Source organism: Ectothiorhodospiraceae bacterium BW-2 (genome assembly GCA_008375315.1).
Taxonomy (GTDB): domain Bacteria; phylum Pseudomonadota; class Gammaproteobacteria; order Thiohalomonadales; family Thiohalomonadaceae; genus BW-2.
This window is the reverse complement of the sequence record CP032507.1, coordinates 1,323,011-1,347,715: the sequence shown is the minus strand read 5'-3', so window position 1 is coordinate 1,347,715 and position 24,705 is coordinate 1,323,011. Positions and strand designations below refer to the sequence as shown.

The window sequence follows — 24,705 nt, the reverse complement described above, 5'->3', positions numbered from 1 at the left end:
TACATGTATATGGGGGTTGTTGAGTCGGTGTTTCTATCGGCATGTGGAGAGCTTCCCGATGAAATTATCAAAACCTATGAGTTTGTTGATATAGGTTCAGGCAAGGGGCGCGGTCTCATTTTGGCGCATGAGTGTGGTTTTTCTACCATTACTGGCTATGAGCATTCAGTCTATCTGAATCGGATTGCTAGAGATAATTTAAGACGGCTAAATATAGAGGGTGTTACTATTCATGAGTGCGATATACGCATGGCAAGTTACACTGCTAACAATAAGGTCATCTTTGCCTATAATCCATTTAATGAGGCATTGTTTCGCTGTTTTTTGTTAGGGCTTGCTACGCATATTATTAATAACGCAATAGGCGCTTATTTTATCTATGTCAATCCTCTGCATGAAGATATGTTAGCATCTTTTGGTTTTAGTAAGATTGTTGAGCATAGATCTGATAGCAACTGCTCCTATGTTATTTATGGAATCAATATCTCTTGAAAGTATCCATGCAGCTACTATTTTATGTCTAAGCGAGCACTACTCATTGGCGGAACCCCCTCCGATCTGTTGTTGATTGAGAGGGCTAAAAACGAAGGGTATCTTATCAGTGCCGTCAACAATATGCCGGATATCGCAGTCAACCGACAATTGGAGGCACACTTTAATCTCGATTATAGTCAACCTCAAGCGATATTGGCGTTAGCGCAAAAGGAGTGCTTTGATCGAGTCATTGCCGGTAGCAATGATACCGCCTACCAAACGGCTGCGTTTGTGGCCGAGCGGCTTGGGTTGCCCGGCTATGATAGTGTGACAACCGCTAGAGTGATCCATGAGAAGGATCTCTATCGCGACTTTTGTCGTCAAATTGGTGTCAGTAGTCCTAGCTATTGCGCTGTGGATAGGCAGAGTGATTTAGAGGCCTTAATAGCCGATTGGTCAATCCCTCTACCGGTGATTGTTAAGCCGGTGGATCGCTCCGGCGGTAAGGGAATCACAACCGTTTTCGATAGTATGCAGCTTAAATCTGCCATAGAGAGGGCGTTAGCAAGCTCACTAAGTCAGCGCTGCGTGGTTGAGGAGTATATTGAGGGGAGTATGCACAGCTTCTCTAGTTTTATCGTCAACCAAAAGGTGGTTTTTGACTACTATGACAGCGAATATCACTGGCTGAATCCTTACCAAATTGCCTACTCCTCTGGCCCCTACCACCCCTCTGCAGATCATAAAAGCTATCTGCGTGGCGTTGTGGAGCGTATCGCCTCAGAGTTAAAACTAACCGATGGCTTGATTCATGGCCAATACCTGCAACAGGGTGATCAGCTCTATATTATTGAGTTTACTCGCCGTACACCAGGGGATTGGTATGCTATACCGGTTGAGTACCTAACCCAATTTAGCTATACGCTCAATACTCTAAACGGTTATCTTGGGCAGCCGCTAACCTTGGCCTCTCAATCAATAAAAACGGGCCATTATGTGATCCGTTACGCTCCGATGGCGTCTCGAAACGGGATCTTGGTCGATTTAACGCTCAATGAGCGCTTGCAGCCTCATCTACTCACTGGGTATGCCTATCTACAGTCAGGCGATCGAATTGATGATTATAGACGGCAGCGCTTGGGAGTCTATCTATTTAAGTTTAATAGTTATAGTTCGATGATGGCAATTTTGGCTGACATTAATCGCCTGTTTGTATGTGAACTAGAGGAGGAGATCCAATGAGACCGGTAACAATAGGAGATAGAGCGATTGGTGAGGAACAGCCTGTCTATACAATTGCTGAAATATCCGGTAATCATGCAGGCCAACTTGATATTGCGCTACAAATGATAGAGGCAGCTCATAAAGCGGGTGCTGATGCGATTAAAATACAGGTCTATCGTCCTGACACCATTACCATAAACTCCAACAAAGCCGATTTTATGATTGCCGAAGATAACCCTTGGCACAGCTATGGTAATTTATATAATCTATTCGAATATGCTCATACACCATGGCAGTGGCTGCCTGCTCTTTTTAGTCGTGCTAACGAACTGGGTGTGGAGCTGTTTGGTTCAGTATTCGATCCAACATCGGTAGATGAGTTGGAGAAATACCATGTTCGAGCCTATAAAATCGCCTCACCAGAGGTGTTGGATCTTCCCTTGCTAAAAAAGGTTGCGGCCACCGGTAAGCCCGTCATTCTCTCAACCGGTCTGGTTAATGTGGCAGAACTCGCTGAAGCAATAGCGACTCTGAAAGAGGCCGGATGCGAAGAGATTGTGCTGTTAAAGTGCACCACGGCCTACCCAACCCCCATCTCGGAAGTAAACCTGAAGACAATTCCCCATCTGGAACAGATGTTTAGATTGCCAGTTGGGCTTTCAGATCATACGCCTGGTATGGGGGTTTCCATCGGTGCAGTGGCTCTGGGCGCAAAGGTGATTGAAAAGCATATTATTCTGGATGAGACGATAGAGTCGGTGGATAGTTTCTTCTCACTCACTATCGAGCAGTTTCAGGCGATGGTGACCGAAATCCGGCGAGTTGAAGAGGCTCTGGGAGATGTGGAGTATAGTGTGACTCCTGCTGCGAGCAAGAATTTGCAGGGAAAACGATCACTCTACGCGATTGCTCCGATCAAAGCCGGTGAGCCCTTTAGCGCCCAAAATATTAAGTCGGTCAGACCTGGTTTTGGTCTGTCACCTAAATACTACGATATTGTGCTGTCAAAAAAAGCAGCTTATGATTTAGAGGTGGGTGACCCTGTGACTTGGGACTGCTTGGGTGGGGTGCAAAAGTAAATGATGATCGCTTATGAGCAAGATGTTTTAGAATGGGCAAATGAGCAAGCGCAGCTTTTAAGAGATAGACAGTTTGAACTGCTTGATATTGAACATTTAGCTGAAGAGATAGAGGATGTGGGAAAGAGCGAACAGAGAGAGTTAGCATCAAGAATGGCAGCTCTTATAGCTCATTTGCTTAAGTGGGAATATCAGCCCGAAAGGCGTGGAAAGAGTTGGTTGAGAACGATTCAAACTCAAAGACGGGCCATAGCGCTTCACCTAAAAGAGGTGCCTAGCCTTAAACCACGGCTTGCTGATCCCGATTGGTTGGATAAGGTGTGGAATGATGCCGTATCGATTGCTGTGAATGAGACGGGGATAGCAGACTTTCCGGAACTATTTTGTTGGCAGATGGATGAATTGCTAGGGGACGATTGGCTACCTGGTGAACAATAGTCATAACGATTTAGGTCGATGCAGGGCTTAATAGTTGCTTAATCGCCAGCGAAATTCGATCAGATCCTTTACCATCAATAGAACAACGGGCGTTGCGGTAGGATTGTTCCAATTTTGAGTAATTTTGACAGAATTGTTCACAACTTCGTACCAATCCCTCCAGCCAATCCCATGGAGGGCTGTTACTATGAAAAAAATGACCAAAATCGTGTACATGGGATAGCGGAATGTGCTGGTTATCGGCAATGGTAAAGGTGATAGCGGGCAGTTGACAGGCAAAGGCTTCATACATTGAGGTACCCGCAGCTCCGACAAATAGATCGGATTTCAGATAGCAGGGGTATAGAGAGGGTACATTTTCGATGGTATCGATCGTCACGCGACTATGGCCTGATTGTATTTTTTGCCGAGGTAAATTTCCGCTAACAATATTGAGTTGTAGATGAGTTGTGAGGCTCCAATAATGACTGAAGGCATCAGTTAACTGCTCGATTTGATCTAACCTAGGAGAACCTCCTAGTGAAATAAGAATTGTGAACGGGTTAGGAGCAAGGGATGCTTTTCTCTCCGGTAGAGCTGCTTGATACTCCCTAGAGAGGATAAAATAGTCGGGACCTAATAGTGTTTGTGTCGATGCAGGCAGACAATGGTCATAACTTAGCGCTGTTTCAGCACCACGCCATTTGGAGTCGATGAGTAGATCACATTGATGTTGCCTAACCAAATCATCAATCACAATGATCCGATACCCTTGCTGCTGAAACACCTCCTCCCAAGCTGAGCCTAGCTGATAGTCATCGACCATAATTGCCTTAATCGATGGGTATCTTCGTACTATGTGAAGTGTGTTGTCTGCATCCTCTAGCAGGTTATTTTCGCTGTGAATTAGTGTTAGAGCGGTAAAATTAAAGTAGGACGGAAGTTCTGTGAGTTGCAGAGGGGTATTGATAATGAATAGTGGTTCGATGCAATACTGCTGTAGCGCTTGAGCCAAGGCTGTCAAGCGCTTGAGGTGACCCATGCCGGTTGAACCACCACAACTGGTACGAATAGCAAGCGTAAAGAGTGGCATCAGAGACACTTATTTGTCAATATCAAGCTCTACGCTTTGCGACAGCTCTCCTTTATACGAGTAATATCTTGTATTACCATCATCACTGACAATCCAGATTTCTCTAGCTTCTTTTGCCAAATACAATTCAATTTTTTCTTCAATTTCCTCTTTAGGGTTAGAGGGAGATACAATTTCAACGCAGATTTCTGGGGCACAACTATAAGGCGTTTCAAAATCATATTTTTCAATGAATTCATCTGATACCCATGCAACATCAGCCACTTTTACCCCTTGGCTTGTTTGTACAGAAAATTCGGTGATTATTTCACCTTTACCTCTCTTTTCAGGCTCAATCCTAGAACCCGTTTTATATTGTAAATTTCCGTGACTATTACTTGCAGGACTCATGAGTATTTGCCCCCATTTATTAAGTTCAATCTTAAATGGAAGGTTTTTAAGTAACGGATTGTTTATAACAGCAGCCCATTCCATTTTATATCTCCTATAATAGACATGTTTCTTTTTTTAAATCAATGGGTTAGCGAGAGAGAAATTCCAGATTCCAGCGCATATTCCTAGTATTTTGCTATATAACTTGACGGAATGAGTTCTTAATCTATCAGCTAAAGCTCTAAAACGTTTTAGCCCACCAATGCTATGTTCAACGAAAATCCTCTCAGAACCAACCATTTTATTTTCTGCTTTTTGCTCATCTGTCAATGAGCCATTTTTAGGTTTTTTATGTGGAATTTTTATTGAGTTAAAATCATAAACAGACTCAATACCAAGAAACCCTAAATCAACATTTGCATTCATATTTTCAAACCAGTTTTCCATCGGATCAAATTCTTGCTTCATCATTGAAAAATCATGTACACTACCTGCATATGGCATACTTATATATGGGATATTTCTTCCAGAGGTTGCAATCACTAAAGCCTTTACTGTATGCCTTTTTTTTTACCTGAAAAATGTTCTTTTTGTCTATCATATTCTGATGGTCTTTGTTTCGGTTGCTCGGTTGCGTCTATGAGTATGTTTTCGATATTATTTTTCTCAAAAAACTCTTTAAATTCAGTGGGATCCTTAAATTTTCTAATTGGCATACATTCTAACTCATTTAATGCGTGCTCCAAAACAGAGAGACCAAATGCTTGAATTTTGTGCGCATAAGATGATGATATTCCAGCCACAAAACCCAAGTTATCATAAGTTAATCCACTCTTTAAACTGAACAGCGTAAAAAATAAAAGTTCCTCTGTGTTTTTGATACAGAATTCATCACCAATTTCAATCGTATTTTTAAGTAATTTCGATTCGATAATACTAGAGTGGCTTTTTTCGAAAGTTTCCAAAATTAAGTAAAACTGCTTTTTCTTTATGCCAGTAGCAGCAGCCCAACCTCTATCAGTATTTAACTCTGATGTGCTAAATTTCATCATTAAAACCTTTCAAAAAATTGTTTAAAAAAATTAATTATAAACTATATGGTTTGATTGGGAAACAACTTTAATAGATGTTATTAGCACTAGGCATAAGGCCATAATCGTGATTTGACAGTTCAGTATCCTTGAGACAGAGAGTAAACACCTTTTTTCGAACGGGTTGTCAAGATTAAATAAATCGATCAAACTCATCAATAGTCGCTATGGAATCCCCCTGCTCCAGTGCACTCATTATAGCAATAGTTTCAAGGTTGGACAGGTGGCGTAAGCAGTGAAAGTTGCACTGTTTACCCGCATCAAGGTAGTCCATCACTTCAGTGCGGCGTTGGCCATGCCAGAGCGCTTGAAAAGATTGATCGTGCAGTTGCCCCATGTTGTATTGAATTTTGCCGCGCCAATAGGGGCAGACAAAAACACCTGATGGTGCAATGAGGGTACGAAGAATGGTAGCCGGACAAGCTGTTCATGAATGAGCTCCTGAGCCATTTTTTCCACATCACTCTATGATGATTAATTGCTATTCCGGTTGCGCAGGTTTTCCCTTTGGGTTTACGACAGATTCGGTTAAACTGACCTCCGACATGATGTTGCCTCCTTTTGGTGATTAAGTGGTCTTCATTAACTGATTTTACCTCTAAGGGGGATGTGTGTCATGTCATTTGTGTGCTGAGAAACATTACCAATTTTGGCTCTTAGCTGACGAAACTATGAACAAGGCCTTATTTGGCATAACTAAATCAGGATAGATTATGGATAACTCAAAAATATTATGGGAGTCGATGGTTGCAGAAGCAAAGCAGCGAGAACAGCTTCTACTAGGAGAATATACTTCGGAAATTTATCGCGTAGACCCGCGTCATCTCTGTTATGTGTTGTCTAGGTATAAATTTTGTTCCAGTATGTTGCAGGGCATGGATCGAGTGATTGAGGTTGGTATCGGGGATGGTTTTGGTTCGCCTTTGGTCGCAAGTAGGGTCAAGCAACTAATTTGTACCGATATCGATCAAGATATGCTGGATAAAACACGGACACGAAACAGTTTTCTGGAAAATGTCCGCTTCGAATACTTCGATTTTATACACGCCTCATTTCCTGAAAAGGTTGATGGCATCTTTCTTGTCGATGTCATTGAACATGTTTTTCCAAATGAGGAGTCTGCATTTGTTGGAAACTTGGTCGATTCACTGAATCATAAAGGGGTAATAATTATGGGAACTCCTAACAAGGCTGCGAGTCAATACGCCTCTCATGCATCCAAAGAGGGTCATGTTAATTTAAAAGACGCAACCGCATTAAAAGATTTGGGTTATCAATATTTTAATAATGTGTTTCTTTTTGGAATGAACGATGAGGTGCTGCATACAGGGTTTCCCAGTATGTGCCATTATTTGTGGGTAATTTGTTCGAGTCCAAAGAGGTCTTAGGCTCAAAAGGTTAAATAAATCGATCAAACTCATCAACGGTCGCTATGGGATTCCCCTGCTCCAGTGCATTCGTTATAGCAATAGTTTCAAGATTGGATAGGTGTCGTAGGCAGTGAAAGTTACACTGTTTTCCGGCATCAAGGTAGTTCATTACTTCAGCGCGGCATTGGCCATGCCATAGCGATTGAAAAGATTGATCGTGCAATTGCCCCATGTTGTATTGAATTTTCCCACGCCAATAGGGGCAGACAAAAACGCCCGATGGCGCAATCAGGGTGCGAAGAATGGAAGCCGGACAGCGTTTGTAGTCCTTTGGTTGTGGTTCATTAATGCCATTTAGAGATGCATCTAGGTTAATCGCCTTAATAATACTAAAGCTATCGGTCTCTAGCTCATCAAGTCGTTCAATTTCAGCTCGCGCTTGATCCATCTTCTCTTGAGAGTGTTTCATCAATGCATGCTCGATGCCCTTACGAAATTGGTAGCTCGGTTTAACTTCAAAGTAGTCACAGCCGATATCGCGTGCTAACTCTGCGGCTGCATATATTTCGTGAATATTGGGGACAACGCCATTACCATCGGCTTCCGTTTGAATGAGATAAGAATAGCCCAGTTTACCCTGTTTAACTTTGGCTAATTGCCGCATATTGGCGATAATTTGGTCGAATTTCGATTTTCCTCCTTTGGAGGGTCGTAGTTTTTGGAATAGCTTGTTCGTTGCAGCGTCCATAGAGACTCTGGTCCATGACGAGTATTTGGCAATTGGTTCCAGATATTTGTGGATAAAGGTGCCATTAGTGGTGATGCCAATGTGGATATCATGGGTGCCAAAGTAGTCAATTAACTCACCAACAGCGGGGTGGGCTAGGGGTTCGCCGCCCCCAATAAGGACAACGGCTTTAACGCCCGCATCGTAGAGTTCCTCTCCGAGTTGTAGTAGTCTTTCGTTGGAGAAACGAGCGCCGTTTTGGACAATATCTTCGCTAATACAGCCGGGGCAGGCGAGATCACAGGCCTCGGTGGTGTCGAGTTCGACGACGAGGGGATAGGTTTTTGGTGCTAAAGAGTCGGATTGTGAAATGCGCTCTAGTATCAGCGGTTGATGTAGCTTGTTGGTTAGGTTCATTTTTTTTGGCATTGCAGAGTCTCTCTTGGTTGACAAATAAATATAGTATATGTAACTTTAATTAAGGATATGATATATAAATGACAGCGGTTTTAAAAAAAAAAACTTAAGTTTTTTTTTGTAAGACGCTAAATTGAAGGATAAACAAGTCATAATTGCAGATTGATTTTTTTAATTTGGCTGTTTACGGTTGTAGTTTGGAGTGGGTCTTCTTGGTAGTAAGTTAATGATTATGAATGAAAAAATAGTGGTGATTGGCAGTAATTCTTTTTCGGGAGCGAGTTTTGTCGATTTTGGCTTAAATATGGGTTACTCAGTAATTGGAGTTAGCCGTTCTCAGCCACCTAATAGACTTTTTTTGCCGTACATTAATAACAGGTTAGTGGATGAATATTACACTTTTTATCAGATGGATCTCAATCATGATCTAGATAAAATTGCTGATTTGATGGAAAAAGAAAAACCTGACTATATCGTGAATTTTGCTGCTCAGGGTATGGTGGCTGAGAGTTGGTTACATCCTGAACATTGGTTTATGACGAATGCTGTTGCTGTGACAAGGCTATTTAATAGGTTAAAAGATTTTGATTTTATAAAAAAATATGTTCATATTGCAACGCCAGAAGTTTATGGTAATTGTCCTAACTATGTTAGGGAAGATCAGCCTTATAACCCTAGTACGCCCTATGCTGCCTCTAGAGCAGCTGGCGATATGAGTTTGAAAACATTTATTGATAATTATAATTTTCCAGCAGTTTATACTCGTGCAGCGAATGTTTACGGGATTGGTCAGCAACTCTATCGGATTATTCCTCGAACTATCATGTATATAAAGCAAAAAAGGCGTTTGCAGCTCCATGGCGGTGGTATTTCAGAGAGATCATTCGTGCATATAAGGGATGTTGCAGATGCTACATTAAAGGTGGCTTTACAAGGTGATATCGGTGATGTTTACCATATAGCTACTGAGTCAACTGTAACTATTAAGAGTATAGTTGAAATGATATGTAATAAAATGGGAGTTGACTTTTATGATGTGGTCGATATAGCTGATGAAAGGCTCGGAAAAGATGCAGCTTATTTGATTGATAGTACCAAAATTAGAAAAAATATTGGCTGGAGTGATGTTGTAAGTCTTGAACAAGGTGTTGATGAAGTTATAGAGTGGATTGATTCTAATTTTGATGTATTAAAAAATCAGAATGATACATACATCCACAAGCCATAATTGTTCTATTACTTTATTGTAAATTATATTGATTATTATGCAGTACGACCAACTGAAACAGATTGCTTGTGTTTTAAGAAAACAAATTATTGAGAATTCCCACAAGAGCCATACGCCTCATTTAGGTTCATGCCTCTCTTGTGTTGATATTTTGGTAGCTCTATATTTTTCGAAATTGAGAATCAATCCTTCTAAAGCAACAGATCCATTGAGAGATCGTTGTATTTTGAGCAAAGGTCATGGGGCACCAGCATTATTTCATGTGCTAGCAAAACGCGGTTATTATCATTCGGATTGTCTTAATGATTACGGTAAGGATGGTGGGTTGTTTGCGGAACATCCTCCTACGCCGGATAAATTACCTGGAATTGAGGCTGCGACTGGTTCGTTAGGTCATGGTTTACCCATAGGATTGGGAATTGCATTGGCGGCACGCATGCAAAAGAGAGAGTATAATGTTTATGTTGTGCTGGGAGATGGGGAGTGTAATGAAGGCTCTATTTGGGAAGCAGCTATGCTGGCTGCTGGACAAAAAGTATCTAACCTATGTGTGATTGTTGATTTTAATAAATGGCAGGCAACTGGTCGTAGTCAGGAAATCCTCTCTCTCGATCCTATGATTGATAAATGGCGTGCATTCGGCTGGGAATCTGTTGAAGTTGATGGACATAATTACTCTGAGCTGTTATTTGAATTAGATCGTTTTACCTCGAAAAAAGAGAAACCAACTGCAATTATTGCGCATACGACGAAAGGGAAAGGAGTCTCCTTTATGGAGGATGATAATAATTGGCACTATCGTATACCTACCGCTGAAGAGGTGTTATTAGCACAGGACGAGCTTGGAGAGTGCAAATGAGAAATGCATTTGCTGATGAGTTAACGCAACTATCTAAAGTGGATGAACGGCTTGTTCTTTTATCGGGTGATATTGGTAATAGACTATTTGATAAATTTAAAGATATAGATGAAAAGCGGTTTCTCAATTGCGGTATCGCTGAAGCCAATATGATGGGGGTTGCTGCCGGATTGGCGCTTTCGGGTCTGCGCCCATTTGTGTACACCATTACTCCGTTTACAACAACTCGCTGCTTTGAGCAAATCCGAGTGGATGTTTGTTATCAAAATGTTCCGGTAGTGATTGTTGGGACTGGATCCGGTCTCTCTTACGCAGAGCTTGGTCCAACTCACCATTCGCTCGAAGATCTAGCCATTATGAGAACTTTGCCCGGCATGCAGATATTTGCGCCTTGTGATACAAACGAGCTGCGTATGATCATGCGAGCAGTGTTACAGTCTGATAAGCCGGCCTATATCCGAATTGGTAAAAAAGGTGAACCGGATATTCATTCAAAATCACTACGATTGACAACCGGCGAAGCTATCATTGTTCGTCCCGGGGAGCGAATTGCCTTGTTGTCAGTAGGTAGTATGATGGAAGAGTCACTGAAAGCGGCGGATATCCTTGCTGAACAGGGAGTCTTGGCGGAAATAGTTAGCTTTCATACCGTAAAACCTCTTGATGTGACCTATCTTTCAGGGGCTATGGAGCGTTTTGAACTGATTGCAACCGTAGAAGAGCATAGTTTGTTGGGAGGCTTTGGCAGCGCTGTGGCTGAGTGGATGGTAGCGACCGAAAATAGGATTCCCCTTGTCAATTTTGGTACTGCAGATGAATTTATGCATGAAGTAGGCCATCAGGCGTATGCTCGTCAAAAGTATGGTTTAACCGCTAAAAACATAGCATATCAAATTTTGTCACGCATTTAGTGGTAGTTTTGATTGCGTTATTAAAGCGAGGAATTGGATGTATATTGGAATTGATTTTGACAATACCATAGCCTGTTATGATGAAATTTTTTATAAAGTTGCACTAGAACAGGGGGTGATAAATTCTGATATGCCAGTCAATAAAATTGCCATACGCGATTACTTGCGCGGTATAGATCAGGAGCCTGTATGGACAGAGATGCAGGGATATGTTTACGGTAAACGAATGAGTGAGGCAAGTGCTTTTCCTGGTGTGGTGGCTTTCATCGCAGCAGCCGTTGAACAGGGGCATGTTATCAATATCATTAGTCATAAGACACAATATCCTGTCATTGGTTTACCCTATGATCTACATGCCGCAGCTAGAGGATGGATTAATGAGAATCTTGTTTGGAATAACCGGAAATTATTTAGCGATGAACAGCTTTTCTTTGAATTAACACGCGATACTAAATTGGCACAGATTGAACGGTGTGGATGTGACTGCTTTATTGATGATTTGCCTGAAATATTGACCGCGCAAAAGTTCCCTAAAAATATTATCTCCATTCTGTTTGATCCCGAAGAACACTATTCACTTTCTTTGATGCCTACTTTTGCAACTTGGCAGGATATAGGGAAGTATCTTGGGATAGAGTGTTAATGGAAAATCTTATCCACGAGGCACAACTATACAGTATATCTTCGCAACTGTTGGTACGAGCCGCAGCAGAGGATACAGAAATAGAGCGAATATCTCTTTTGTGTATGGGGGGGAATAATCGAAGTTACTGTATTGAGTCAGGTGAGAATCATCAAAAATATCTGTTGAAGCACTATTTTCAGCACGATGGTGATAATCGCAATCGGTTACAGACCGAATATGATTTTCTGGTGTATGCAAATCATGTTTGTCCAGGCAGTGTACCCGCACCATTAGCGTTGAGTGCTGAAAATGGTATGGCTCTTTACGAGTATATTGACGGAGAACATCTACAACCAGATGAGTTGGGGCAACAGGAAGTTGATGCAGCCATTAATTTTCTGAATGGACTCAACCAACCCATAATGCGTTACTATGCAGAGAAACTGCCTCCTGCATCTGAATCGCCTTCGTCATTGATTGGGCACTTGAATATTACTGCTCGGCGTATTCAACAGCTGCTAGCGATTGATGATGATGGTATTGGCGGTAAAGGTGTTGACTTTATCAACGAGTTGGCCAAGTTTTGGAAATGGTGTCGTGAGTCGATTGAACAGCAGGCATATAGGCGTGGATGGGCAATGGATGCACTATTTTCACAAGGGCAGTGTTGCGTATCACCGTCCGATTTTGGCTTTCATAACGCCTTACGAACAGATAAAGGAGAGATTTACTTTATCGATTTTGAATATGCGGGGTGGGATGATCCAGTTAAGACGGTTATAGATTTTTTTCTACAACCCGCCGTTCAGGTTCCGATGAAATATTACCAATATTTTATTGATCGCAGCCAACATTTATTTGCTGATGTTGATGATTTTAGGACGCGGATTCAAATGTTGTATCCGGTTTATCAAGTAAAATGGTGTTGTATTATGCTCAATATTTTTTTGCCAGTGCATATGAAAAGAAGGAAATTTGCAAATCCTATGTTAGATGAAACAGCACTTAAAATAGCTCAGCTAACAAAAGCACAGACAGTTTTTCAATCAATTAAGGAATATGATTATGGCATATATTGATTTTATGTCTAAAGTACATAAAAGCACTCAGCGCGACTATTTGGCTCGGGTAAATGATCCGGAATATCCCAAGGCAAAAGCGGCAATGCTAGCTAAAAAATGGGCGCATGACTATTGGGATGGCGATCGTCGCATAAACTATGGTGGATATCGCTACATGGCTGGTCGTTGGGCACCTGTTGGAGAGGCAATGATTCAACACTATGGATTAAAACCTGGCGATAAAATACTTGATATTGGATGTGGTAAGGGTTATCAACTTTATGAATTGACACAACTATTGCCTGGACTAGATGTTTACGGAATCGATATCTCCGATTATGCAATAGAAAATGGTAAGGAAGAGATAAAAGATCGGTTACAGATTGGGAATGCTAATCATCTTCCCTTTCCGGATGACCATTTTGATTTTGTTTTTTCCATTACCACGCTGCATAACTTACATAACTACGATCTGGATAAAGCTCTAAGAGAGATGGAACGGGTCGGAAAAAAGTATAAATATCTCTGTGTAGAGTCGTACCGAAATGAGGAGGAGAAGGCTAATCTGCTCTATTGGCAGGTGACTTGTGAGGCTTTTTGTACTCCAGAAGAGTGGGACTGGTGGTTCAAGCAGACGGGTTATAGTGGTGATTACTCCTACATCTACTTTGAGTGAATGATAGATGATACCAAAAACAATGAAAGCGGCTATTTTAGTCGAGCAGCGTAAACCACTGGTTATTGAAGAGATAATGTTGCCTGAATCACTGGAGGTGGGACAGGTATTGGTTAAAATTCATTTCAGCGGTATTTGTGGTTCTCAAATTGGAGAGATAGATGGTGCAAAAGGTGAAGATAGATTTTTGCCTCATTTATTAGGACATGAAGCCTCTGCAACAGTGATTGAGATTGGTGCTGGGGTAAGAACTGTTAAAGTTGGGGATATCGTTGTATTGCATTGGCGTAAAGGGAGTGGAATCGAGTCTGCTCCACCTAAATACCAATGGCGAGAAAAAACGGTAAACGCCGGTTGGGTAACGACATTTAGCGAATACTCGATTGTGTCGGAAAACCGCATGACAGCAATCCCATTAGATAGTGATATGGAGGTCGCGGCTTTATTTGGTTGTGCCGTGACAACTGGGTTTGGTGTGGTGGAAAATGATGCAAATGTGCGTATTGGTGAGTCGGTAGTGGTTTATGGTGCTGGAGGTGTGGGACTGAATATTGTTCAGGCTGCTAGTCTAGTTGGTGCCTATCCCATTATTGCGGTTGATCTGTATGACAATAGATTGGAATTAGCGAAGAAGATGGGTGCTACCCATACGATTAATGCTAATGTTGTTGATGCAAAAGAGACGATTAGCCAAATTTTGGATTCCAATGGTGTTGATGTGTTTATTGATAATACAGGTAAACCGGCCATTATTGAAATGGGTTATCAACTGAGTAAACCACAAGGACGTGTTATATTGGTTGGAGTTCCTAAAAAAGGAGATAATATTAATATTTATTCTCTCCCAATGCATTTTGGGAAATATATTACAGGTTCTCATGGTGGAGAGAGTCGTCCTGAACTGGATATACCACGCTATCACGCGCTATATCGAGCAGGAAGAATACAGTTGCGGGAATTGTTTACCGATTATTATTCTCTGGAAAATATTAATGATGCTCTTGATGATATGCGTTCTGGAAAAAGTAGTGGGCGCTGTCTAATAAAATTTAAAAGTTAAAAATTCACTATGATAAATAAAGATAGAGGTGAAAAATAGGTGAAAATAGTATTTATTCTTCCTAAATTGGTATACAGCCAAAAAGAATTTTATGACTTGCCATTGGGTATTCTGTATGTCGCTACTTATCTTAAGAGTAACGGATACGATGTATCGATCCTCAATCTAAACTCATATGCAGATAGATCAGAGAGAGATGTGATTGAAAATTATCTTTCTTTACATGAGGTTAATATTATGATGTGCGGTGGACTTTCTGCCGCCTATCAAAGTATAAAAAATATATTTGATATATTTAAGAATTTGGAGTCTTCTATATTAACCGTGCTTGGAGGGGGGATTGTAACTAGTGATAAAGAGTTTATCTGCAATCATATAAAACCTGATTATGCTGTTCTAGGGGAGGGTGAAATTACATCGTTGGAGCTGGTTCATGCTCTGGAAAAAGGTAGTTCTGTTGCTGCAATTAAAGGACTTGTACATAAGCAGAATGGTAGCTATGTATATAATACGGAACGGGAAGCAAATGAGTGTATTGACCAGCTTCCATATCCTGATTTCACACTTATCGATATTGAAGAATATTTTCGGCGACAATATCCTTCTGCTAGAACTTCATTTTATCCATTTGATTTTCCGCGCGCTATTCCTATTATTACTAGTCGTTCCTGTCCACTAAAGTGTACTTTCTGCTTCCATCCGATTGGTCAAAAATACAGAATGAGAAACCTTGATAATGTTTTCGATGAAATTGATATCCTTGTGAATAAATATAATGTTAATATCATTGCAGTACTTGATGAAATGATGTCGGCTAGTAAACGGAGATTAATCGAATTTTCCGAGCGTATAATGAAATACAATATTTTATGGACTTGTCAGTTATGGCCTGGTTCAGTGGATGATAAGACATTAAAATTTATGCGTGATTCAGGTTGTTATGAGGTAAGCTTTGGCTTGGAAAGCATAAATGATGATGTTCTTAAGAGTATGCAGAAGCATGGTGTAACAAGAAAAAATATTGAAAGTGCACTTAGATGTGCCGTCGATAATAGGGTAACAATACAAGGTAATTTTATTTTTGGCGATCCAGCAGAAACTTACGAAACAAGCCAAGAGACCATAGCTTGGTGGAAGCAGCATCCAGAATATAAAATTAATCTTGGAAAAATATCACCTTATCCAGGAACGCCTTTGTATAAAATGGCTCTGGAAAAGGGTATTGTAACCGATAAGCTGAAATTTATTCGTTCTGGTTCACCCGCTCTTAATCTTTCTCGAATGAGTGATGATGAGTATCGTAATGTTGTCGCTGAAATTGAGAAAATTTCAGCAGAGGCAAGACAGTATTGTAAAGTGAAATCAGTAAAGTTAGATAAGCGTACTGAACATGAAGCCTATATTTGTGAGCTTGAGTGTCCTAACTGTAGTAGTGTTGTTGAATATGGGAATATACAGGTCTCAACACCACGCATTATACGTCTTGGATGTCGTCAGTGTTCACTGAGATTTGATTTTAATCCGTCATCGCTGCCTAATTTAAGAAGGAAAATACAGCAGCAAAAAGAACTATTGTTGGATGTCAATAATCGGTACAAAAAAATAATTATTAGCCCTAGAGTTTACGAAGATATATTTTTGGAGTATTTTGATCTGCTTGAATTGAACTATCAAGATATGAATATTGTAGCTATAGTTGATAATAATGATACATTTCATGGCGCTAAATATTTGGGTGAATATACAATTTATAAGCGTGATGATGAATTGATAGATAAATTTGCAGACGCAGCAATATTAGTTATGCAGTCAATTTATAAATATGATATTATTCATCAATTTAAAGAGTTGGGTTTTAGAGATAATGATATCTATACAACAGCATTTGAGAATGAAAATATACACTAAATTTAATAGTGCTAATTTTATAGTCATATGATGATTGTACAACAAAAATGTTTAGTTGTTGGCGCAGATGGTACATTAGGTCATGCATTGATAAACTATTTAACGCATCAAGGATGGTCTGTTACAGGTACTACGAGACGTAGAGATAACGAGAAACTACTATATCTCGATTTATCTTCAGAACCATCAAGCTGGGTGTTGCCAAATTCTGTTGATTTAGCTGTGATATGTGCAGGGATTAGCGATGTGGTTCAATGTCAACATCAACCAGAAATAACAGCGCAGATCAATGTGGCAGCAACCATGAGGCTTATTGAAATACTATGGGAGAGGGGAGCCACAGTGGTTTATCCATCGACTAATTTGGTATTTAATGGCGAGCTACCCAAAGTTAAGTCGATGACGACTGTCTCTCCATCTATTGAGTACGGGAGACAAAAGGCAGTCATTGAATCTCTGCTTTTAACCGGAGCCGGTGCGGTATTACGCCTTGGAAAGGTTATTGATGGACCGATGAATGTAATACATGGATGGCAACGAGCTCTTGACCGGGGTGAAGCTATACGAGCCTTTGTTGATTATGTTTTTTCTCCTGTATCAATACAGCGAACATTATGGGTGATTGCTATGCTGATGGAGCAGCGTCTTAGGGGTGTCTTTCAGATGACTGCGGAAGATGAGATGAGTTATTTTGAGTTAGCTCGAACTTGGGCGCAGAGTCGTGGGTTGAGTGTGGATATAGAGTCAGTGCAGGTTTCAGAGACTAACCTAGGTTTTTTAGCTCGTCAACATGCAACCTTAGATGATTATGAGGTAAAAAAAATATTAGACATTAATTCTGAGAAATGTAGTGAATTATTACCTGTAATGATTGGGATTGATTATAGATGACCAGTGCCAATTCGTTTTATTTTTGATGTTTTTCGGATGGTGTTTAATGAGTGACAAACCAATATTAGTACTATGTTATCCCAATCAAAGATGGGTAAAAGATGATGTGGTAACAACATGGGACCTTCCACCAACGACGCTATGTCTGTTAGCGACAATGGTTGAGGACATTGTTGATGTTAAGATTGTCGATGCTCAAAAATATAACCTTTCAATAGGCGATTTTGTTGAGATTGTTAAGGGCTTTTCGCCTAAATACTTCGGTGTTTCAGTAATTACATCAGAGTATGCGGAAACATTGGATATCGCTGCTAATGAGTTAAAAAATGCTCTTCCAGATGTTACGGTTATAGCTGGAGGTGTTCATATTACTACCGATCCAGTGACGGTTATGGCTAACACTAATATTGATTATGGTTGTAATGGCGAAGGTGAGTATCTGTTAAGAGAGTTATTATTATATCTGGAAAACAGAGGTGAGATTCCAGCTAAAGGATTGCTGTATCGTGATGATTTAAATCGATTAACTATCCAAGATCGTGCGTTGATTGATGATCTAGATCAACTACCATTCCCTAATTATGACTATGTAAATCTCGATGATTATTTGAAGAAAGATGGGCGATATGGGTTTAATCGTGCGCCTGAATTACCAGGAATTGCATTAACGATTAGCAGGGGGTGCCCGTATCCCTGTACTTTTTGTCAGGTTCCATTTATCTCAGGACGCAAGATACGGGTGCCCTCACCTGATAAAGTTGTTGATCATCTCGAATTTTTTGTTAGGAACTTTGGACTGAAATCATTTGTGATTCAGGATGATAATCTTTTTGCAGCCAAACCAAAGGCAAAAGCGATATTGAATGAATTGATTCGGCGGCAACTAAATCTTAAATGGGTTGCCATTGCGCTGCCAATATTTGCAATTGATGATGAGATGCTAGATTTAATGAAAGAGTCTGGTTGTGTCGGCGCTAATGTTGCTATTGAATCGGGAGATGAACGAGTTTTAAGAGATATTATTAAAAAGCCGATAAAAAATCTTCCTGAAATTCCGGCAAAAATTCAGAATATTAAAGACAGGGGTATGTATGTTTTAGCAAATTTTGTTATCGGAAACCCCGGTGAAACTTGGGAGGAGATAAGAAAAACTATTTGGTTTGCTGAGCACTGTAATGCTGACTATATCAAAATTTTTGTTATGGTTCCCATTAAGGGAACAACAATATATGACATTGCCTTAGCTACGAATGCTATGGATGTTGAGAATGAAGAGAGCTATAAGATTGATTGGAGATATTCAAAGGTCAAATCAAATGAGTGGACGGGAAAGGATGTCAGTATATTGAGAGTTTATGAGTGGGATAGAATTAATTTTTCTCCGGAACGGATTGAACGCATATCCGAGTTGTGGGGCATGTCTATCGAAGATATTTCAGAGCTTAGGAAAAAAACGAGAGATAATCTTGTTTTTAATACTTAAAGTTCGTTTATGATTATGCATTTTAAATTATAAATTCTATGTTTTACTTGGCTGTAGATTGCTTATGGTGCGCGTATGATTAAGGGGATAAAATGAAAAATGGTCTTTCCATTTTGTTGCTTACATCCAAAAGTTGGGCAGGGTTTAATATTTCTCCACCATTAGGTCTTTATAATCTTAAGACTGCAGTAGAGGCACATAATCACTGTTGTGAAATCTTTGATTATGACATAGATGACGAAAATTTATTAAAAACAAGGGTGAAATCTGGAGCTTATGATATTATTGGAATGAGTGTCACCCATGTGAATATGAGTATGGATTTGGATGCGATTCTAGAACTCCGTCAACTTGCTCTTTCAGCACATGATACATTGATGATTGCCGGTGGCCAAGAAGCCACTATGAATTACGAACAATGGTTGAGAACTAAATTACTGGACATTTGTTTTCTAGGTTTTGCAGATAAAACCTTTGCTAATTTTTGTGATCATTTGTTTTTATTTGATCGCAAATATCATGAGGGGAATTCACTGTCAACAAATTTATTGACACTTTTACAAAACACATCAGGAGTTGCTTATCTAGCACCGATGCTGAAGACTGAGCGTGTAGATATGGGGATGCAAACGGTTTACCAACCATCACCAACATTGACTAGAGAAGAGTTTAGCGAGTTATTTTATGTTAATGGGTTGAAAAATAATATTCCATATTATCGTTACTGGGATATTATGAGAGCACGCAAAAATAATGCGTTTAATAATGCCTCATTTACCGTGGAAACAACGCGTCTCTATACAGTCAGCCATTGTCCTCGTCGCTGTGGTTTTTGTAGTTCACAGAATTTTCTTCCGTTGTCGCAAGATAAGAAAATCACCATCATCATGCTGTCTGCACAAGAAGTTTATGAACTTGTGGAGCACTACGCTAATAATGTAGGTGCACGAGCATTTATGTTCAGTGACGATGATTTTCCTGTAGGCAACGCTCAGGGTATATTGCGCCTAAAAGAGTTCTGTCAAAAGGTTATTGAGGGTAAGAGTTCGGGCGAACTACCCAGCGATCTACAATTTTTTTGTCAGGCTCGTGTACTTGATTTTTTGTATCGTCAGTCAGACGGCACAAAAATTTTACGTTCTGAATTACTACAGCTAATGAAATTAGCAGGGTTTCATAATATCGGATTGGGTATCGAGTCGTTTAGTGAACGACTGCTTCATATGCCATCGGTCAATAAGATTGGTGTAACATTGGATGATTACCGTATCGTCATTGATGAGTTATTAAGGCTAGGAATTACTCCTCAGATGTTTATTATTATTGGCATACCTGAAAGTACGGTAGAGGATTTAATGGACTCCATTACTGTGGCGACCGAATATATCCATAAGGGGGCTGATGTGGCGGTTATTTCCACCATGCGTGTCTATCCGGGGAGTCCTCTCACGCAAAACGGTGATTACCCACTAGTAACCAAGCCGTGGATTAATCCTGTTACTGGCCAACAAACCGATATTCTCGATTTTTTTATTCCAGAAAATAAAGAGATAGCTGGTATTGTTGATATGATTGATGAGGCTGCGGCTGAAGAACAGGTGTCTCTCAAACGCCGTTATGGCTGGAGTGAGGATGCCATGCTCTCCAAATCACTGATCGGTACCATTCAGTTTATTGCAGTGGCTAAGCTTCTTGAACGACATGATGTTGCGACGCGACTCTATAAAATGGTTGATGAAAATTTAGAAAGTAGTAGTTATGCCGCTTGACAGATTGGCCTTGTTCATCGTTTCGTCAGCCGCAACCATGTACAGCGACTGATACCGGTGACGGGAATACTCCATCCCTCCTTGGGAAAAGGGATTTCCATTCCGCGCTTAGGCTGGCTGGAGTTCCTATTGCAGCCAAGCCTGACGAAACGATGAACAAGGCCGACAGATTTATAAATAAGAGAGGTTTTGTTTCTGGAATTGATAGGCTCTTACAAAGAGAGGAAGATTTGTGAGGAAGATATTAATACTTGGATATACGGGTAAGTTAGGTAACGCACTACATTATGTATTAGCGGATAGTTTTCAGGTGACTGGTGTTAACTCGCAAACTCTGGATGCTAGGGATTTTGATGCAGTGCAATCGCTACTCGACACTGAAAATTTTGATGTTGTTATCAATTGTGTAGCGCGTATTGGCGTGGATGCCTGTGAACAACATTCAGAGGAAACTTTTCGACTGAATGCTTATCTGCCTAGATTGTTAGCGCGTCTGACAGCGGCAAGTGGTGGTGTTTTTATCAATTTCAGTAGTGAAACAGTCTTTAGTGGCAAGCTACGACGGCCACTAGATGAACGGGATGAACCCGATCCGATTAATATTTATGGCCATGCTAAATATTTTGCTGATGTACTGGTTCGTGATATAACGCCGGCACACTATATTTTTCGATTGCCGGTTCTGTTTGGGCCTTCATTACATAATAAGCAGCTAGTTGAACGCCTACTTGACAAGGTTGCTCAAGGAGAGCGGGTATTGAGGCTGGCGGATGATATTATCTCTAGCCCACTCTATACCCTAGACGCTGCCAAAGTGGTCAAGAGAGCGCTTAATGAGGCATTGCCGTATGGTACTTACCATCTGGCTAATGAGGGTTCTGCATCGTTATATGATTTAATGAGTGAAATCGTGCGCCAAAAACAGTTAAATGTTATTGTGGAACGGGCGACTTGGCGTGATTTTCCTCCATGTGGTAATAAAAATCTCTATACACCATTAGTTTCTCACAAACTCGAAAAGTTGCGGCCGTGGCAAGAAGCGGTTGCTGAATGGGTTTCACAATAAGCGAGGTTATCTATTTCTATGTCCACACACCCATTATACAGCCATCTTAAATTTATAGCCTACCCTGATCGACTTGATGCCTTGCTGCATGGTGAGTTAGCTGCACCGGTGCATGTGCGCATCAAACCCTATAATCACTGCAACCATGACTGTTGGTATTGCGCCTATCGAATGAGTTCGGTGCAAATTGGTGGAGGAATGGATACATCCGAGGCATTGCCCGAAACTAAGATGTATGAGATTGTCGAAGATCTTATCGAGATGAATGTTGCAGCGGTTACATTCTCTGGCGGTGGCGAGCCGCTACTCTATAAGCCACTTCCTAAGGTGATTAAGCGCCTTTATGAGGGAGGAATTAAGGTAGGATCACTCACCAATGCTTCTAACCTTAAAGGTGCAATGGCCGACAGTTTTGCCGAGTATGGCACCTGGCTTCGAGTCTCCATTGATGCGGTAGATGGGGAGCACTACGGCAAGGTTCGTGGTATATCAAATAACGAGTTTGGCCGGGTACTTCGCAACATGGAGCAATTTGCAGCTCGAGGCAGTTCTTGCGTTTTGGGCGTTAGTTTTATTATTTGTCACGAGAACCATCACCAAGTTTATGAAGCATGTCGTCTGTTTAAACAGATAGGTGTTCATAATGTAAGCTTAAGTGGAGTTTATGTTGAGAATGATGGAGCTCAATCGAATGCTTATCACGATGAAATACGCTCTTCGGTCGAAGAGCAGATCGAGCGAGCACAACGGGAGTTAGTCGATGCAAAATATCAAATTAATGATAATTATGGAGAGTTAAACACTCGATTCGATATGGATTTTCACTCTTGCCCCTTTTTACAATTTCAGACGGTGATTGGAGCAGACGGCATAGTTTACACTTGTCATGATAAGGCGTTTACTGAAGGGGGGAAATTGGGATCTATTCTGGAACGCTCTTTTAAGGATTTTTGGTTTTCAGAAGAAAATCGCCAAAAAATATATGCGATTGATCCAGCTAAGGATTGCAAACACCATTGTGGTTCACGGTCGCGTAATGAGCTAATTCTTGAATACCTTGGATTGGATCGTGAACATATTACTTTTGTGTAATATTGATTGAAAAAAGTAAAAAATTATGAAAAATGATTTCCTCTCTTTTTCGGTGTTTATGTCGAACTATAATCAGGGAAGTTTCATTGAGGAGGCATTGGACGCCATATTAGCTCAGGAGTTGTTACCTAATCGTATTGTTTTGGTTAATGATGGCTCTACGGATGGTAGTGATGAAATTATGAGGCGCTATACTAAACAGAGTGACTATGCATTTGATTTTATCAACTTAAGTAGAAACCGCGGTCCATTTAATATTGATATTGGGCTTCAGGTGATGGATACTGATTATTTTATCCATGTTTGTCCTGATGATCCGGTGAGGCCTCATATGTTTGAGGCTGCTATGGATCTATTGTCGCGTTATCCACGAGCTGGCATTTGTTTTTCTGATGCGACTCGAAGATTACCTAATGGCGAGAGTTCTGAAGTAAAGCACTATTTAAGTGAACAGCCTCGTTGGTTTAGTTCCGATGATTTTGCCGATGCGATTGATAAACAGCCTCGATTCAGTATTGCTACCAGCACCTCATTTTTGGCCCGTGAACACTTTGATGCAGCTTGGAATGCTCATCCCAATATTCGTAAGTTGCGCTGGCACTACGATTGGTTTCTCTATTTTGTAATGGCATTTCGTTATGGTGTCTGTTACTCACCAAAATCGTACCAGTTTGTTCGTATCAATCCAAACTCATATTCTATGGCAGGAAGTCAGTCTGATGGCCAAGAAGATGTGTTGCGAACTATGTTAGCTTTATTGGAATTACCCGAATTTGCAGACGTCAAGCCCTATTTTCGTATCCCGGCGGTATTCGCCCGTTTTGGTAGTCAGATGATTGAATTAATGCGAGAAACCCCAGCTTATCACTACTACCTCTCTGATAGATTAATTGAGTTTGCACAGCGTGCTGATGAATATAACGCTCAGCGACATCAGCAATTTTCGCAGGCATGCTCCTGATGAAAGCGGTGATACTGGGTGGGTCAGGGTTTATCGGATCACGTATTGTTGATGATTTTGAGTCGAAGGGTATTGATTGCATCTCCTTCTCCTCATCTCAGTGTAATCTAGAGGATTTATCGGCTGCCCGTGCAGTACTGATACATCATCTGACTGATGCCATTTTGGTTATCGCAGTGGGTATTCCCAGATTAAAGGCGGATAACACTGAAACGCTATGTCGTAATATTCAGATGATCTCGCATTTAGCAGAAATACTGGAGGAGTTTCCGCCTGTAGGCATACTCTTTTTGAGTACGATTGAGGTGTATGGTACCCCAGAAGGTGTGCTGACCGAGGATTCTCCAATTCATCCTGATACCCAATATGGGGTGGCTAAATATACCTGCGAACTTATTTTGCAGCGTCTGCAACGTCGGATTTCAGTACCGTTGGATATTCTGCGTTTACCTGGCGTGTATGGTCGTGGTGATAAAGGGCGTGGGATGATTGGAGCGGTTATAGGTGCAATTGAACAAAAGCAGACCTTTACTTTATATGGTGATGGAACCGATTTGCGTGATTTTCTCTTTGTTGGTGATATTCCAAGGATTATTGAGCAACTCTATTTAACTGCTACCGAAAGTCGATGTGGAATCTTTAACATTGCCTCAGGTTACAGCCAGCCTATTGGAGAAATCCTCCATAAAATAATGCTTCGATACGGAAAGTGTCCGCTGAAAAGAGAAAGTCCATACCGTCCTCCAGTTCATTTGGAATTTGATAATAGACGCTTACTAAATCGATTGCCAGATTTGGTGATGACACCACTGGAACAAGGGATAGAGGATTATGCAGCAACAGTGGAGTAA

Annotated in this window: 26 protein-coding genes; 20 read left to right on the top strand and 6 right to left on the bottom strand. The window is 40.8% G+C overall.

Annotation, left to right across the window (positions count from 1 at the left end):
• Positions 1-3: 3 nt before the first annotated feature.
• Genes D5085_06430 through D5085_06415 form a run of 4 tightly spaced genes read left to right on the top strand, consistent with a single transcriptional unit; the run spans position 4 to position 3,215 of the window.
• Positions 4-492 carry a hypothetical protein gene (locus D5085_06430; protein ID QEP42793.1) on the top strand — a complete coding sequence of 163 codons (489 nt, stop codon included), beginning with the start codon at positions 4-6 and terminating at the stop codon, positions 490-492.
• Between the two features lie 24 nt (positions 493-516).
• Positions 517-1,716 carry an ATP-grasp domain-containing protein gene (locus D5085_06425; GenBank protein ID QEP42792.1) on the top strand — a complete coding sequence of 400 codons (1,200 nt, stop codon included), beginning with the start codon at positions 517-519 and terminating at the stop codon, positions 1,714-1,716.
• Positions 1,713-2,777 (top strand): pseudaminic acid synthase, encoded by a 1,065-nt coding sequence (gene pseI, locus D5085_06420; protein QEP42791.1) that lies wholly within the window; start codon positions 1,713-1,715, stop codon positions 2,775-2,777. The genes D5085_06425 and pseI overlap by 4 nt, the downstream gene beginning before the upstream one ends.
• Before the next feature lie 3 nt (positions 2,778-2,780).
• The gene (locus tag D5085_06415) at positions 2,781-3,215 is read left to right on the top strand and encodes a DUF29 domain-containing protein (GenBank protein ID QEP45075.1); all 435 of its coding nucleotides are present in this window, start codon (positions 2,781-2,783) and stop codon (positions 3,213-3,215) included.
• Positions 3,216-3,225: 10 nt separating this feature from the next.
• Here D5085_06415 and D5085_06410 read toward each other — a convergent pair whose 3' ends face one another.
• The 5 genes from D5085_06410 to D5085_06390 all read right to left on the bottom strand — a co-directional run bounded on the left by D5085_06410 (position 3,226) and on the right by D5085_06390 (position 6,087).
• Positions 3,226-4,287, bottom strand: coding sequence for a hypothetical protein (locus D5085_06410; GenBank protein QEP42790.1), 1,062 nt, complete (start codon positions 4,285-4,287; stop codon positions 3,226-3,228).
• A gap of 9 nt (positions 4,288-4,296) precedes the next feature.
• Positions 4,297-4,761: a Uma2 family endonuclease gene (locus tag D5085_06405; protein ID QEP42789.1), complete on the bottom strand. Its 465-nt coding sequence runs from the start codon at positions 4,759-4,761 to the stop codon at positions 4,297-4,299.
• A gap of 33 nt (positions 4,762-4,794) precedes the next feature.
• Positions 4,795-5,202, bottom strand: coding sequence for a hypothetical protein (locus D5085_06400; GenBank protein ID QEP42788.1), 408 nt, complete (start codon positions 5,200-5,202; stop codon positions 4,795-4,797).
• An 8-nt stretch (positions 5,203-5,210) separates the two neighbouring features.
• On the bottom strand, positions 5,211-5,708 hold the full coding sequence (locus D5085_06395) for a transposase family protein (protein QEP42787.1): 498 nt from the start codon (positions 5,706-5,708) through the stop codon (positions 5,211-5,213).
• A gap of 175 nt (positions 5,709-5,883) precedes the next feature.
• On the bottom strand, positions 5,884-6,087 hold the full coding sequence (locus D5085_06390; protein ID QEP42786.1) for a hypothetical protein: 204 nt from the start codon (positions 6,085-6,087) through the stop codon (positions 5,884-5,886).
• Positions 6,088-6,463: 376 nt separating this feature from the next.
• Here D5085_06390 and D5085_06385 point away from each other — a divergent pair, with 376 nt between their 5' ends.
• Positions 6,464-7,138: a class I SAM-dependent methyltransferase gene (locus D5085_06385; protein QEP42785.1), complete on the top strand. Its 675-nt coding sequence runs from the start codon at positions 6,464-6,466 to the stop codon at positions 7,136-7,138.
• A 10-nt stretch (positions 7,139-7,148) separates the two neighbouring features.
• On the opposite strand, the gene D5085_06380 is transcribed toward D5085_06385, so the two are convergent.
• A complete protein-coding gene (locus D5085_06380; protein QEP42784.1) occupies positions 7,149-8,276 on the bottom strand; it encodes a radical SAM protein in 1,128 nt (375 codons plus the stop codon).
• Positions 8,277-8,490: 214 nt separating this feature from the next.
• Here D5085_06380 and D5085_06375 point away from each other — a divergent pair, with 214 nt between their 5' ends.
• The 15 genes from D5085_06375 to D5085_06305 all read left to right on the top strand — a co-directional run bounded on the left by D5085_06375 (position 8,491) and on the right by D5085_06305 (position 24,705).
• The gene (locus D5085_06375; protein QEP42783.1) at positions 8,491-9,492 is read left to right on the top strand and encodes an NAD-dependent epimerase/dehydratase family protein; all 1,002 of its coding nucleotides are present in this window, start codon (positions 8,491-8,493) and stop codon (positions 9,490-9,492) included.
• 37 nt (positions 9,493-9,529) lie between these two features.
• On the top strand, positions 9,530-10,351 hold the full coding sequence (locus D5085_06370; protein QEP42782.1) for a transketolase: 822 nt from the start codon (positions 9,530-9,532) through the stop codon (positions 10,349-10,351).
• The gene (locus D5085_06365) at positions 10,348-11,262 is read left to right on the top strand and encodes a transketolase (protein ID QEP42781.1); all 915 of its coding nucleotides are present in this window, start codon (positions 10,348-10,350) and stop codon (positions 11,260-11,262) included. The genes D5085_06370 and D5085_06365 overlap by 4 nt, the downstream gene beginning before the upstream one ends.
• A gap of 37 nt (positions 11,263-11,299) precedes the next feature.
• Entirely contained in the window at positions 11,300-11,905 is a 606-nt protein-coding gene (locus tag D5085_06360) for a haloacid dehalogenase-like hydrolase (GenBank protein QEP42780.1), read from the top strand.
• Positions 11,905-12,966, top strand: coding sequence for an aminoglycoside phosphotransferase family protein (locus D5085_06355; protein QEP42779.1), 1,062 nt, complete (start codon positions 11,905-11,907; stop codon positions 12,964-12,966). The genes D5085_06360 and D5085_06355 overlap by 1 nt, the downstream gene beginning before the upstream one ends.
• Positions 12,953-13,624, top strand: coding sequence for a methyltransferase domain-containing protein (locus D5085_06350; protein ID QEP42778.1), 672 nt, complete (start codon positions 12,953-12,955; stop codon positions 13,622-13,624). Before D5085_06355 ends, D5085_06350 begins: the two co-directional genes overlap by 14 nt.
• A gap of 22 nt (positions 13,625-13,646) precedes the next feature.
• Entirely contained in the window at positions 13,647-14,684 is a 1,038-nt protein-coding gene (locus D5085_06345) for a dehydrogenase (protein ID QEP45074.1), read from the top strand.
• Positions 14,685-14,723: 39 nt separating this feature from the next.
• Positions 14,724-16,592 carry a radical SAM protein gene (locus D5085_06340; protein QEP42777.1) on the top strand — a complete coding sequence of 623 codons (1,869 nt, stop codon included), beginning with the start codon at positions 14,724-14,726 and terminating at the stop codon, positions 16,590-16,592.
• A gap of 27 nt (positions 16,593-16,619) precedes the next feature.
• Positions 16,620-17,483 carry an NAD-dependent epimerase/dehydratase family protein gene (locus D5085_06335; protein QEP42776.1) on the top strand — a complete coding sequence of 288 codons (864 nt, stop codon included), beginning with the start codon at positions 16,620-16,622 and terminating at the stop codon, positions 17,481-17,483.
• Complete coding sequence (locus D5085_06330) at positions 17,470-18,966, top strand: radical SAM protein (protein ID QEP42775.1); 1,497 nt, start codon at positions 17,470-17,472, stop codon at positions 18,964-18,966. Before D5085_06335 ends, D5085_06330 begins: the two co-directional genes overlap by 14 nt.
• A 92-nt stretch (positions 18,967-19,058) precedes the next feature.
• Positions 19,059-20,735, top strand: a complete 1,677-nt coding sequence (locus tag D5085_06325) for a radical SAM protein (GenBank protein QEP42774.1) — start codon at positions 19,059-19,061, stop codon at positions 20,733-20,735.
• Positions 20,736-20,967: 232 nt separating this feature from the next.
• The gene (locus D5085_06320; protein ID QEP42773.1) at positions 20,968-21,801 is read left to right on the top strand and encodes an NAD(P)-dependent oxidoreductase; all 834 of its coding nucleotides are present in this window, start codon (positions 20,968-20,970) and stop codon (positions 21,799-21,801) included.
• Between the two features lie 18 nt (positions 21,802-21,819).
• Entirely contained in the window at positions 21,820-22,893 is a 1,074-nt protein-coding gene (locus D5085_06315) for a radical SAM protein (protein QEP42772.1), read from the top strand.
• A 25-nt stretch (positions 22,894-22,918) separates the two neighbouring features.
• On the top strand, positions 22,919-23,854 hold the full coding sequence (locus D5085_06310; protein ID QEP42771.1) for a glycosyltransferase family 2 protein: 936 nt from the start codon (positions 22,919-22,921) through the stop codon (positions 23,852-23,854).
• Positions 23,845-24,705, top strand: a complete 861-nt coding sequence (locus D5085_06305) for an NAD(P)-dependent oxidoreductase (GenBank protein QEP42770.1) — start codon at positions 23,845-23,847, stop codon at positions 24,703-24,705. Before D5085_06310 ends, D5085_06305 begins: the two co-directional genes overlap by 10 nt.

Excerpts from the sequence above, each read along its gene's own strand:
- D5085_06395 (QEP42787.1), bottom strand. The coding sequence starts at position 5,708 with ATGAAATTTAGCACATCAGAGTTAAATACTGATAGAGGTTGGGCTGCT.
- D5085_06410 (QEP42790.1), bottom strand. The coding sequence starts at position 4,287 with ATGCCACTCTTTACGCTTGCTATTCGTACCAGTTGTGGTGGTTCAACC.
- D5085_06310 (QEP42771.1), top strand. The coding sequence starts at position 22,919 with ATGAAAAATGATTTCCTCTCTTTTTCGGTGTTTATGTCGAACTATAAT.
- D5085_06365 (QEP42781.1), top strand. The coding sequence starts at position 10,348 with ATGAGAAATGCATTTGCTGATGAGTTAACGCAACTATCTAAAGTGGAT.
- D5085_06375 (QEP42783.1), top strand. The coding sequence starts at position 8,491 with ATGATTATGAATGAAAAAATAGTGGTGATTGGCAGTAATTCTTTTTCG.
- D5085_06325 (QEP42774.1), top strand. The coding sequence starts at position 19,059 with ATGAAAAATGGTCTTTCCATTTTGTTGCTTACATCCAAAAGTTGGGCA.
- D5085_06345 (QEP45074.1), top strand. The coding sequence starts at position 13,647 with ATGAAAGCGGCTATTTTAGTCGAGCAGCGTAAACCACTGGTTATTGAA.
- D5085_06425 (QEP42792.1), top strand. The coding sequence starts at position 517 with ATGTCTAAGCGAGCACTACTCATTGGCGGAACCCCCTCCGATCTGTTG.
- D5085_06350 (QEP42778.1), top strand. The coding sequence starts at position 12,953 with ATGGCATATATTGATTTTATGTCTAAAGTACATAAAAGCACTCAGCGC.
- D5085_06355 (QEP42779.1), top strand. The coding sequence starts at position 11,905 with ATGGAAAATCTTATCCACGAGGCACAACTATACAGTATATCTTCGCAA.
- D5085_06315 (QEP42772.1), top strand. The coding sequence starts at position 21,820 with ATGTCCACACACCCATTATACAGCCATCTTAAATTTATAGCCTACCCT.
- D5085_06385 (QEP42785.1), top strand. The coding sequence starts at position 6,464 with ATGGATAACTCAAAAATATTATGGGAGTCGATGGTTGCAGAAGCAAAG.
- D5085_06430 (QEP42793.1), top strand. The coding sequence starts at position 4 with ATGTATATGGGGGTTGTTGAGTCGGTGTTTCTATCGGCATGTGGAGAG.
- D5085_06415 (QEP45075.1), top strand. The coding sequence starts at position 2,781 with ATGATCGCTTATGAGCAAGATGTTTTAGAATGGGCAAATGAGCAAGCG.
- D5085_06305 (QEP42770.1), top strand. The coding sequence starts at position 23,845 with ATGCTCCTGATGAAAGCGGTGATACTGGGTGGGTCAGGGTTTATCGGA.
- D5085_06405 (QEP42789.1), bottom strand. The coding sequence starts at position 4,761 with ATGGAATGGGCTGCTGTTATAAACAATCCGTTACTTAAAAACCTTCCA.
- D5085_06390 (QEP42786.1), bottom strand. The coding sequence starts at position 6,087 with ATGGGGCAACTGCACGATCAATCTTTTCAAGCGCTCTGGCATGGCCAA.
- D5085_06370 (QEP42782.1), top strand. The coding sequence starts at position 9,530 with ATGCAGTACGACCAACTGAAACAGATTGCTTGTGTTTTAAGAAAACAA.
- D5085_06335 (QEP42776.1), top strand. The coding sequence starts at position 16,620 with ATGATGATTGTACAACAAAAATGTTTAGTTGTTGGCGCAGATGGTACA.
- pseI (QEP42791.1), top strand. The coding sequence starts at position 1,713 with ATGAGACCGGTAACAATAGGAGATAGAGCGATTGGTGAGGAACAGCCT.
- D5085_06360 (QEP42780.1), top strand. The coding sequence starts at position 11,300 with ATGTATATTGGAATTGATTTTGACAATACCATAGCCTGTTATGATGAA.
- D5085_06380 (QEP42784.1), bottom strand. The coding sequence starts at position 8,276 with ATGCCAAAAAAAATGAACCTAACCAACAAGCTACATCAACCGCTGATA.